Consider the following 11,494-nt stretch of genomic DNA (forward strand, 5'->3'; position numbering starts at 1 on the left):
TCGGTGACGCGGGCCGGGGGGTCAGCTGACGGGAAACTCGCCAGTGTCGAGGGTGAGGTCGAAGGGGGCAGGGAGGGTGACCTCGTCGCCGAACTTGCCCGCTGACAGCAGCCGGTAGACGTCCCCCTTCGGCTCGCCGTACAGCGTGACAGTCGGGCCGCCAGGGGCGTGGGCGTCGATTAGCAGATAGAGCGGCACACCGGCCGCCGCGTAGCCTGCGGGCTTGCTGATGCGATCATGCCGAGCGTTGGACTTGGAAGTGATCTCGACAACCAGCTCGGCAGCGGCAGCCGGGATGTAGTTGCCCTCCTCACGGAGGGCCGCATCGGGGGCCACGACCAGATCCGGGATGTACATCCCCAGACGGGACGGGATGGCAACAGCAAGGGTCTGGTGGATGCCCCGGTCTTCGGGGATGACGCGGTACAGGCAGCGTGTCATGGAGTCGGCGATGAAGTGGTGGCTGGTGACCCGCCTGCTCGACACGGTGATGACGCCCTGAACGATCTCCACCCTGCAGTCCTTGGGCGCCTCAACCTGCTCCCAGAGGCTGACAAGGTCCCCCCACTCCGCATCCGGCTCACCGGCGGCCCAGCACTCGCTCACGGAGGCGATCCCAGCATGCCGAACGGGACCGGTGGGGGTCCACCGGTCCCGTTCACCCGTACGAGGTCAGGCGATACGTCCCAGCACGACGGGGGCCGGCTCGTACGCCGTGCCCTCGGCCGCGATGTCGTAGGCGCCCTCCAGGGACTTCAGGGCGTAGTCGAACTTCTCCGGGGTGTCCGTGTGGAGGGTCAGCAGGGGCTGGCCCGCCGTGACGGTGTCGCCCGGCTTGGCGTGGAGTTCGACGCCGGCGCCCGCCTGGACCGGGTCCTCCTTGCGGGCGCGGCCGGCGCCGAGGCGCCAGGCGGCGACGCCGACGCCGTACGCGTCGAGGCGGGTGAGGACGCCCGAGGAGGGGGCGGTGACGACGTGTTGTTCACGGGCGACCGGGAGCGGGGCGTCCGGGTCGCCGCCCTGCGCGGCGATCATGCGGCGCCAGACGTCCATCGCGGAGCCGTCCGCGAGGGCCTTCGCGGGGTCGGCGTCCTTGACGCCGGCCGCGTCGAGCATCTCGCGGGCGAGCGCGATGGTGAGTTCGACGACGTCGGCGGGGCCGCCGCCCGCGAGGACCTCGACGGACTCGCGGACCTCCAGGGCGTTGCCGGCGGTGAGGCCCAGCGGGGTCGACATGTCGGTGAGCAGGGCGACGGTCTTCACGCCGTGGTCGGTGCCCAGGCCGACCATGGTGGAGGCCAGTTCGCGGGCGTCGGCGATGTTCTTCATGAAAGCGCCGGAGCCGACCTTCACGTCCAGGACGAGCGAACCGGTGCCCTCGGCGATCTTCTTGGACATGATCGAGGAGGCGATCAGCGGGATGGCCTCGACGGTGCCGGTGACGTCCCGCAGGGCGTACAGCTTCTTGTCGGCGGGGGCGAGGCCGTCGCCCGCCGCGCAGATCACCGCGCCGGTCGTCTCCAGGACGTGCAGCATCTCCTCGTTGGAGAGCAGGGCCCGCCAGCCGGGGATGGACTCCAGCTTGTCGAGGGTGCCGCCGGTGTGGCCGAGGCCCCGGCCCGACAGCTGCGGCACGGCAGCGCCGCACGCGGCGACCAGCGGCGCGAGCGGCAGGGTGATCTTGTCGCCGACGCCGCCGGTGGAGTGCTTGTCGGCGGTCGGGCGGGACAGCGAGGAGAAGTCCATCCGCTCGCCGGAGGCGATCATCGCGGCGGTCCAGCGGGCGATCTCCGTACGGTTCATGCCGTTCAGCAGGATCGCCATGGCCAGCGCCGACATCTGCTCGTCGGCGACCTCGCCGCGCGTATAGGCGTCGATGACCCAGTCGATCTGTTCGGGGCTCAGCTCGCCCCGGTCCCGCTTGGTGCGGATGACGGAAATCGCGTCCATGGCCTTGAGGGTTCCTTCCAGCGGGAGGGGACAGTCCTACGCGGTGACTCTACGCGCATAGAGAAGGGGGAGGGGCCGCCCCTTCCGCGGACAGCGCGGAAGGGGCGGCCCCGTCTTACGTGAGGTGCTGCGGGCCGAACGCCTGCGGCAGCATCTCGGCGAGGGTGAGCACCCCGTGCGGGGTGTCCACCAGCAGCTCGTCGCCGCCGAACTCGTACAGCAGCTGCCGGCAGCGGCCGCACGGCACCAGGACCTGGCCGTGCCCGTCCACGCACACGAAGTGCGTGAGCCGGCCGCCGCCGGTGGCCTGCAACTGGGAGACCAGACCGCACTCGGCGCACAGGCCGATGCCGTACGAGGCGTTCTCCACGTTGCAGCCGGTGACCGTGCGCCCGTCGTCCACGAGCGCGGCGGCGCCCACCGCATAGCCCGAGTACGGCGCGTACGCGTGGGACATGGCCTCCCGGGCCGCCTCGCGCAGCGCTTCCCAGGCGGGGGGCGTCACTTGCCCTGGCCCTTGCGGTAGCGCATGCCGTCCGCCTTGGGCATCCTCAGCCGCTGCGCGGACAGCGACAGCACCAGCAGCGTCACCACGTACGGCGTGGCGCTGACGAACTCGGTGGGCACCGTGTCCGTACCGAGGAACCAGACCAGCACACCGGCCGCGATGACCCCGCTGATCGCCGCCGTCACATAGCGCTTGCGGTACGCCTTCCAGGCCGCGAGGCCGGCGAGGACGACCACCAGCACCAGCAGCAGCGCGTGCACGGACTCGCCGCCCGCGCGCAGCTGGAGCGCGTCGGCGAAGCCGAACAGGCCCGCGCCCATGGCGAGCCCGCCGGGCCGCCAGTTGCCGAAGATCATGGCCGCGAGGCCGATGAAGCCCCGGCCGCCGGTCTGGCCCTCGTTGTAGATGTGCGAGGTGACCAGCGAGAGGAACGCGCCGCCGAGCCCGGCCATGCCGCCGGAGACGATCACGGCGATGTACTTGTACGTGTAGACGTTGACGCCCAGTGACTCCGCGGCGATCGGGTTCTCGCCGCAGGAGCGCAGCCGCAGGCCGAAGGCCGTCTTCCACAGCAGCAGGAACGTGCCGATGAAGAGCAGGATGGCGACGATCGTCAGCAGCGAGAGGTTGGTGACCAGGCCGCCGAGGATGCCCGCGACGTCGGAGACGAGGAACCAGTGGTGCGCCTCGACCGAGTGGAGCCAGTCGGAGACTCCCGGCACCGTGACCGACGTGATCTCCTCGGCCGGCGGGGACTGCTTGGGGCTGCCGCCCCGCTCCGCCGCCTCCCCGGTGTTGAACCACAGCTTGGCGAAGTAGGTGGTGAACCCGAGCGCCAGGATGTTGATCGCGATACCGGAGATGATGTGGTCGACACCGAAGCTGACGGTGGCGACCGCGTGCAGCAGGCCGCCCAACATGCCGCCCACGATGCCCGCGAGGACACCGAGCCAGGGGCTGGTCTGCCAGCCCGCCCAGGCACCGAAGAAGGTGCCGAGGATCATCATGCCTTCGAGGCCGATGTTGACCACGCCCGCGCGCTCGGCCCACAGACCGCCCAGACCGGCCAGGCCGATCGGTACGGCCATGGAGAGCGCGGCGCTGATCTGGCCGGCGGAGGTGATGTCCTGCGCGCCGGTGATGGCGCGTACCGCGGACAGCGCGATGAGCGCGCCCGCGACGATCAGCAGGATGACGGGAAGGGAGAGGCGGGTGCGGCCGCCCTTGCCGCCGGCCGCCTTGGGGGCCGCGGGCGGCGGGGTGGAAGTCGCCGTGGCGCTCACGCCGACACCTCCTGCGTGTCGTTGGTACGGGCCTGGGCGGCGAGCTTCTCGCCGACCTTCCGCTGCTGGCGCTTGAGGCCGTAGCGGCGGACGACTTCGTAGGCGATGACGACGCACAGGACGATGACGCCCTGGATCACGCCGACGATCTCCTTGTCGTAACCCTCGAATTCGAGCTTGCCGGTGCCGCGCTCCAGGAAGCCCCACAGGAGGGCGCCGAGCGCGATGCCGACCGGGTGGTTGCGGCCCAGCAGGGCGATGGCGATGCCGGTGAAGCCGATGCCGGTCGGGAAGTCGCCGCTGTACTCGTAGCTGTCGTTGAGCAGCGTCGGCATGCCGATCAGGCCGGCGGTCGCGCCGGAGATCAGCATCGACGTGACGACCATCTTCTTGACGTCCACGCCGCTGGCCTCGGCGGCGGAGCCGGACTGGCCGACCGTGCGCAGGTCGAAGCCGAACCGGGTGCGGGAGAGCACGAACCAGTAGGCGACGCCCGCGATCACGGCGATCACGAGGAAGCCCCAGATCTGGTCGGGCTGCGTGGGGAAGTCGAAGAAGCGCGAGGACTCCGGCAGCGGGGTGGTCGACACCTTCGTACCGGCCTCGTCCAGGTGGCCGAGGCGGCCCGGCTGGAGCAGGTAGCCGATGATCGCGGTGGCGATCATGTTGAGCATGATCGTGGCGACGACCTCGCTGACGCCGCGGGTGACCTTGAGGACACCGGCGATGCCGGCCCACATCGCGCCGACGATCATCGCGGTGAGGATGATCAGCGGGATCTGGAGGAAGCCGGGCAGGGTCAGCGCGCCGCCGAGTGCGGCGGCGAAGAAGGCGGCGAGGCGGTACTGGCCGTCGACGCCGATGTTGAACAGGTTCATGCGGAAGCCGATGGCCACCGCGAGGCCCGCCAGGTAGTACGTCGTCGCCTTGTTGATGATGTAGACCTGGCTGTCCGACTTGATGCCGTAGTCGAACATGATCCCGAAGGCGCTGAACGGCTCCTTGCCGGTGGCGACCAGCACCAGGGCGGTGACCAGGAACGCGGCGACGACCGCGAGCAGCGGCGCCGCGATGCCCAGGAGCAGCCGCTCCTTGTCGATCTTCTTCATCGGGCCTCGTCCTCCGGGGCGCTGCTGTCATCGTGGTGCTCGAGGTGGCCGGTGGCGGCGCCGGTCATGGCCGAGCCCAGCTCCTCGGGGGTGATGGTGGCCGGGTCGGCGTCCGCGACGAGCCGGCCCCGGTACATCACCCGCAGGGTGTCGGAGAGCCCGATCAGCTCGTCCAGGTCGGCGGAGATCAGCAGCACGGCCAGGCCCTCGCGGCGGGCCTCGCGGATCTGGTCCCAGATCTGCGCCTGGGCGCCGACGTCCACACCCCGGGTGGGGTGCGCGGCGATCAGCAGCTTGGGGTCGTGGCTCATCTCGCGGCCGACGATCAGCTTCTGCTGGTTGCCGCCGGACAGGGACGCGGCGGTGACGTCGATGCCGGGGGTGCGGACGTCGTACTCGCGCACGATCCGCTCGGTGTCGGCGCGGGCGGCCTTCAGGTCGAGGATGGCGCCCTTGGAGTTGGGCCGCTCGGTGACGTGGCCGAGGATGCGGTTCTCCCAGAGGGGGGCCTCCAGCAGCAGGCCGTGCCGGTGGCGGTCCTCGGGGATGACCCCCATGCCGCTCTCGCGGCGCTTGCGGGTCGGTACGTGGGAGATGTCGGCGCCGTCCAGGGTGATCACACCGCTGTCGGGACGGCGCATGCCCATGATGGCGTCGACCAGCTCCGACTGGCCGTTGCCCTCGACACCGGCGATGCCGAGCACCTCACCCTTGTGGATGGTGAGGGTGATGCCGGCCAGAACGGCCCTGACCACGCCGTCCGGGTCGGTGGCGCTCAGCGACAGGTCCTCGACCCGGAGCATCGGCACGTCGGTGACCGTGGACTCACGGGTCTCCGGCGACGGCAGCTCGGTGCCGACCATCAGCTCGGCGAGCTGCTTGGGCGTGGTGGAGGCGGGGTCGGCGGTGCCGACCGTCGTACCGCGCCGGATGACGGTGATCTCGTCGGCGACGGACAGCACCTCGCCCAGCTTGTGCGAGATGAAGATGACGGTGAGGCCCTCGGCCTTCAGCTCGCGCAGGTTGTCGAAGAGCGCCTCGACCTCCTGCGGGACGAGCACGGCGGTCGGCTCGTCGAGGATGAGGGTGCGGGCGCCGCGGTAGAGGACCTTCAGGATCTCCACGCGCTGGCGGTCGGCGACACCGAGGTCCTCCACGAGGACGTCGGGGCGGATGTTGAGGCCGTACGCGTCGGAGATCTCACGGATCTTGGCGCGGGCCCTGTCGCCGATGCCGTACAGCTTCTCGGAGCCGAGGACGACGTTCTCCAGGACGGTGAGGTTGTCCGCGAGCATGAAGTGCTGGTGCACCATGCCGATGCCCCGGCGGATGGCGTCACCGGGGTTGTGGAAGGTGACCTGCTCACCGTCGACCGCGATGGTGCCCTCGTCCGGCTTCTGCATGCCGTACAGGATCTTCATCAGGGTCGACTTGCCGGCGCCGTTCTCACCGACGAGGGCGTGCACGGTTCCGCGGCGCACGGTGATGGCGATGTCGTGGTTGGCGACGACGCCGGGGAACCGCTTGGTGATGCCGCGGAGCTCCACGGCGTTGGGGGTGCTGCTGGGGGGACTGCTGGAGGCTTTGATGGCGCACTCTCCTAGGCAGGGAGCGGAGGAGCAGAGGCGGTGAGGTGGCGAAAACTACCGCGTGGGCGGCTTGCTACGCGCGTAGCGCCGCCAAATTGTTGAACTGCCCGAAGGCGTACGTGAATCGGGGCCCGGTGAGTCGGCCGAAGCCACCCGCCGGGCCCCGCGACACAAGGTGTCAGAGGGTGGTCTTGACCTTGATCTGGCCGTCCACGATCTTCTTCCTGGCCTCGTCCAGCTTGGCCTGGATGTCCTTGAGGTGGCCGCCCGTGGTGGTGAGGGAGACACCGTTCTCGGCGAGCGAGTAGGCGTGCGTGCCGGTCAGCGGCTTGCCGTCCTTGACGGACTTGGCCAGCTCGAAGACACCGGTGTCGACGTTCTTGACGACCGAGGTCATGATCGAGCCCGCGTACTTGGCGAGGGCCGGGTCCTTGGCCTGGTCCGAGTCGACGCCGATGGCCCACGTGCCCGGCTTGGCGGCGACGGCCTCGATGGCGCCGGCGCCCGAGCCGCCCGCGGCGGCGAAGATCACGTCGATGCCCTTGTCCAGCATGCCCTTGGCGGCGGCCTTGCCCTTGTCCGGGGAGCCGAAGCCGGAGAGGTCGGAGCCGGTGGACAGGTACTGGATCTGGACGGAGGCCTTCGGGTCGGTCTCCTTGACGCCCTGCTGGAAGCCCGCGGCGAACTTCTTGATCAGCGGAAGGTCGACGCCGCCGATGAAGCCGATCTTGCCGTCCTTGGACTTCAGCGCGGCGGCGACACCGGCGAGGTAGGAGCCCTGCTCCTCGGTGAAGACGATCGAGTCGACGTTCTTGTGCTTCGACACCGAGTCGATGAGGCCGAACGTGGTGTCCGGGAACTTGGCGGCGACCTTGTCGATCGAGTCCTTGTACGCGAAGCCGACACCGATGACGGGGTTGTAGCCGCCCTCGGCGAGCGAGGCGAGGCGCTGCTCGCGGTCGGCGGGGGTCTCGCCGGACTTGGCGGTCAGCTCCTTGGTCTCGGCGCCGAGCTCGGCCTTGGCCTTGTCGAGGCCGCGAGCGGCGGAGTCGTTGAACGAGTTGTCGCCACGGCCGCCGACGTCGTAGGCCATGCCGATCCTGAGCTTGCCGTTACCGGCACCCGACGACTCGGTGGACGACTCGCCGCAGGCGGTGGCAGTGAAAGCGAGGGCCGCGGTCGCGACGGACGCGGCAGCGATCTTGGATACCCGGCGCAAGAGGAGGGTCCCTTCGAGACTGACCGAAAGCGCCTCTTCCGGCGCTGGTTTCGCGGCGATCGTAACGCGCGTAGATGTCAGTTAAAGACCTGTTCATCAGTCGTTATCGGATCGTCGCGAACCAGCCGGAACAGGGGCGCTGTGTGGCAGGAATACCACGGAGCGTACAGGGCGGCAGGGGCGTGAAGGGGGCAGCAGAGGCGCGAGGGGGGCGCCGGAACGGCCGCCGCCCGGCACGGGGGTCCGTGCCGGGCGGCGGGCGGTGAGGAGTTGGTCCCGTCACGGGGTACGTGGCGGACGGCACGGGGCCCGTTTACGCCGGGGTGGGGCGGGCGGCGGGCGTGGGGCGGGCGGCGCGGCGGCGGTCAGTCGAGCAGCGCGGCGGCGGTGAACAGCTCGACGCCGACCTTGATCGCCGCCTCGTCGACGTCGAAGTCACCGCGGTGCAGGTCACGGCGCGTCGTGTCACCCGGGCGGCGGACGCCGAGGCGGGCCATCGCACCCGGGACGTGCTCCAGGTACCAGGAGAAGTCCTCGCCGCCAAGGCTCTGTTCCGTGTCCTCGATCGCGTACGCGCCGCAGCGCGCCGCCATCGCGTCGTGGAGCAGCTGCGCGACGGAGGCGTCGTTGATGACCGGCGGGACACCGCGTACGTACTCGATCTGGCACTTGGCGCCGTGCAGCGTCGCCACCTCGTCGATCGCCGCGTAGACCTGGTCCGGGGCGTCGCGCCAGGCCGCCAGGTCCAGGCAGCGCACCGTGCCGCCCAGTTCCGCGCGCTGCGGGATGACGTTCGGGGCGTGGCCCGCCTCGATGCGGCCCCACGTCAGGACCAGCCCGGAGCGGGCGTCGATCCGGCGGGACAGCAGCGCGGGCGCGTCGGTGGCGACGCGGGCGGCGGCGGTGACCATGTCGGTCGTCAGGTGCGGGCGGGCGGTGTGGCCGCCGGGCCCGTCGAGGGTGACCTCCAGGCGGTCGCACGCGGAGGTGATCGCTCCGGTGCGCAGCCCGATACGGCCCACGTCCACGCGCGGGTCGCAGTGCACGGCGATGATCCGCCCGACGCCGTCCAGCACGCCGGCCTCGATGGCGTCGACGGCGCCGCCGGGCAGTACCTCCTCGGCGGGCTGGAAGATCAGGCGCACGGCGTTCGGCAGCAGCCCCTCGCGGTCCATCGCGGCCAGCACCAGGCCGGCACCGAGGGCGACGGTGGTGTGCACGTCGTGTCCGCAGGCGTGCGCGCGGTCCGGCACGGTCGAGCGGTACGGCACGTCCGTCTTGGTGTCCGGGATGGGCAGCGCGTCGATGTCCGCGCGGATGGCGAGCATGGGGCGTACGCCGTCCCACGTACCGACGTCGCACATCAGCCCCGTGCCGCCGGGAAGGACCTTGGGGCTGAGCCCGGCCGCTTCGAGGCGGGTCTTGAGCGCGGCGGTGGTACGGAACTCCTGGTTGCCGAGCTCTGGGTGCATGTGCAGATCCCGGCGGAAGGCGATCAGCTCGGCACGCAGGGACTCGGGCAGCGTGCCGAGGAGAGGCGTATCGCCGGGAACGTCTGTTTCGGAGTCGCGGGACATCAACTTGTTCACCCATGAAAGGGTAGGCGCGTTTTGCCCTCAACTAACGTGTGATCTACAAAACTTCAGCCCGATAGGGGAAAGAAACCCGGGACGGTGGGCTTGAAGGCCAGGTGAAGTGGGTAAGCTCACGCGTTTTCGCCCTTTTGTCGATCTTTCTCGGTCCTTCTCGATCCGCGCCGGTCCTGTCCCGGCCGCCGCCTTCGCGTCCACGTCACGCTCCGGTGAGTGACAGCCCATGCGCGGACCGTGCCGACTCGGCCACGCCCGCCAGGAAGCCCCTGGCCCGTGGCGGGACGGTGTCGCGCAGCCACTCCGGCGCTATCGCGCACACGGTGATCGCCACGCCGGTGCCCGCCAGCGCCTGCGGCAGGGTGTGCACGACCGTGGACGGGAAGCTCACCACCGTACGGCCGATCGGGCCCCGCCGGGCTATCAGCTCCAGCGGCAGGTCGGGCCGGACGATCTCCAGACCCGTGCCGACCGCGATGCGGTGCAGCTTCTCGACGGCCTCCCGGCGGTGCGCGAAGTACCGGGTGGCGCCGTGCGCGGCGGCCAGCGCGGCGACGGCGTCGACGTAGCGGTCCGCGTCCAGCACACCCGTCTCCACCAGCGAGGTGCCGACCAGGTCCGCGCCCCGCGTCAGGCGCGGCGGACCGAACCGGCCGCGGGTCCAGTCGAACCGGTTGGGCGTGATGGTGGTGCCCGCCGGCGCCTCGACCGGCAGGGCGGTGAAGACCTCGACCGTACGGTCGCGGCCCGGCGCGAGCCGGCGGCGGGCCAGCGCCGTGACCGGGGCGAGGGCCAGTTCGCGCGGGCCCCGCACGCCACGGCGGTGCCAGCGCACGAGCCGTTCGCCCCGCGAGAGCTGGGCGGCGAACTCCATGGTGGCCGTGCCGTCGTCGACGACCGTGAGGCTGCGCGGGCCGAAGAGCGTCAGCAGCAGCTGTACGTAACGCGAGAACGGATCGCCGACGATCACGCGCTCGGCGCGGGCCAGGGCCGGCGCGAGGTCCCGCAGCGCCCGCGCCAGGGAGCCACGGCCGCCCCGGGCCTCCTGCCAGCGGACCGTGAACCCCTCGTCGCGGGCGAGCTGGGCCATGCGGCGCAGCTGGCCCCGGGACATCGGGTCGGTCGGGGACAGCACGACGCAGGTCAGATCCTGGCCGGTGCGCGAGGCGTGGGCCCACTCCAGGACGTTCAGGAGCTGGACCGGGCTCTCGACGAAGGCCAGGTTCGCGGTCGTCATACGCGGCCTCGGGGTCGTCAGGAGCTTCCGGGGGCTCGGCGGCTTGAGGGGGGTCGGCGGCTTCATACGGTGGCCGGGACGCGGCGGAGCTTCTTCATGGGGCCGAGCTCCGACTCGTACACCTTCTTGACGCCGTCACCGAGCGCGGTCTCGATGGTGCGGATGTCGCGTACGAGGCGGGTGAGGCCCTGCGGTTCGACGGAGGCGGCCTGGTCGGAGCCCCACATGGCGCGGTCGAGGGTGATGTGGCGCTCGACGAAGCAGGCGCCGAGGGCGACGGCGGCGAGGGTGGTCTGCAGGCCCGTCTCGTGGCCGCTGTAGCCGATCGGGATGTTGGGGTAGTCCCGGTGCAGGGACTCGATCACCCGCAGGTTCAGCTCCTCGGCCCGCGCGGGGTACGTGGAGGTGGCGTGGCACAGCAGGATCGTGTCGCTGCCGAGCACCTCGACGGCGTGGCGGATCTGGCGCGGCGTGGACATGCCGGTGGAGAGGATGACGGTGCGGCCGGTGGCGCGCAGCGCGCGCAGCAGCTCGTCGTCGGTGAGGGACGCCGAAGCGACCTTGTGGGCGGGGACGTCGAACTTCTCCAGGAAGGCCACGGCCTCGGTGTCCCACGGGGAGGCGAACCAGTCGATGCCGCGCTCACGGCAGTGCTCGTCGATGGCGCGGTACTCGCTCTCGCCGAACTCGACGCGGTGGCGGTAGTCGATGTACGTCATCCGCCCCCAGGGCGTGTCGCGCTCGATGTCCCACTGGTCGCGCCGGGTGCAGATCTCGGGGGTGCGCTTCTGGAACTTCACGGCGTCGCAGCCCGCGTCGGCGGCGGCGTCGATGAGGGCGATGGCCTTGTCGAGGTCGCCGTTGTGGTTGATGCCGATCTCGCCGGTGATGTAGACGGGCCGGCCGGGCCCGGCGGTCTTGCGGCCGAGGGTGCGCAGGCGGGGGTTCATGGTGCGGGTTCCTTACGTGGTGGGGTGAGCGGTGTACGTGGGGTCGCGTGGTGGGGCTGA

10 protein-coding genes are annotated in these 11,494 nt (G+C 70.7%); all 10 read right to left on the minus strand.

All coding sequences use genetic code 11. The features are described 5' to 3' along the window. Nucleotides 1-21: 21 nt before the first annotated feature. Complete coding sequence (locus QWM81_RS17970; protein ID WP_353938314.1) at nt 22-513, minus strand: Uma2 family endonuclease; 492 nt, start codon at nt 511-513, stop codon at nt 22-24. Between the two features lie 159 nt (nt 514-672). Then, nucleotides 673-1,950 carry a thymidine phosphorylase gene (locus QWM81_RS17975; RefSeq protein ID WP_290113057.1) on the minus strand — a complete coding sequence of 426 codons (1,278 nt, stop codon included), beginning with the start codon at nt 1,948-1,950 and terminating at the stop codon, nt 673-675. A 115-nt stretch (nt 1,951-2,065) separates the two neighbouring features. Then, on the minus strand, nt 2,066-2,455 hold the full coding sequence (locus QWM81_RS17980) for a cytidine deaminase (protein WP_290113058.1): 390 nt from the start codon (nt 2,453-2,455) through the stop codon (nt 2,066-2,068). Then, on the minus strand, nt 2,452-3,741 hold the full coding sequence (locus QWM81_RS17985; protein ID WP_290113059.1) for an ABC transporter permease: 1,290 nt from the start codon (nt 3,739-3,741) through the stop codon (nt 2,452-2,454). The genes QWM81_RS17980 and QWM81_RS17985 overlap by 4 nt, the downstream gene beginning before the upstream one ends. Beyond that, nucleotides 3,738-4,850 (minus strand): ABC transporter permease, encoded by a 1,113-nt coding sequence (locus QWM81_RS17990; protein ID WP_290113060.1) that lies wholly within the window; start codon nt 4,848-4,850, stop codon nt 3,738-3,740. Before QWM81_RS17990 ends, QWM81_RS17985 begins: the two co-directional genes overlap by 4 nt. Then, the gene (locus tag QWM81_RS17995) at nt 4,847-6,397 is read right to left on the minus strand and encodes an ABC transporter ATP-binding protein (RefSeq protein WP_290113061.1); all 1,551 of its coding nucleotides are present in this window, start codon (nt 6,395-6,397) and stop codon (nt 4,847-4,849) included. Before QWM81_RS17995 ends, QWM81_RS17990 begins: the two co-directional genes overlap by 4 nt. 220 nt (nt 6,398-6,617) lie before the next feature. Next, nucleotides 6,618-7,658 carry a BMP family lipoprotein gene (locus QWM81_RS18000; protein ID WP_290113063.1) on the minus strand — a complete coding sequence of 347 codons (1,041 nt, stop codon included), beginning with the start codon at nt 7,656-7,658 and terminating at the stop codon, nt 6,618-6,620. A 365-nt stretch (nt 7,659-8,023) separates the two neighbouring features. Continuing rightward, nucleotides 8,024-9,235, minus strand: a complete 1,212-nt coding sequence (locus QWM81_RS18005; RefSeq protein ID WP_290113123.1) for a M20 family metallopeptidase — start codon at nt 9,233-9,235, stop codon at nt 8,024-8,026. A 214-nt stretch (nt 9,236-9,449) separates the two neighbouring features. After that, on the minus strand, nt 9,450-10,484 hold the full coding sequence (locus QWM81_RS18010) for a hypothetical protein (protein WP_290113065.1): 1,035 nt from the start codon (nt 10,482-10,484) through the stop codon (nt 9,450-9,452). A gap of 62 nt (nt 10,485-10,546) precedes the next feature. Further along, a complete protein-coding gene (locus QWM81_RS18015; protein WP_290113067.1) occupies nt 10,547-11,434 on the minus strand; it encodes an N-acetylneuraminate synthase family protein in 888 nt (295 codons plus the stop codon). Nucleotides 11,435-11,494: the final 60 nt, after the last annotated feature.

The sequence above is a fragment of the Streptomyces ficellus genome, assembly GCF_030406405.1.
Classification (GTDB): domain Bacteria; phylum Actinomycetota; class Actinomycetes; order Streptomycetales; family Streptomycetaceae; genus Streptomyces; species Streptomyces ficellus_B.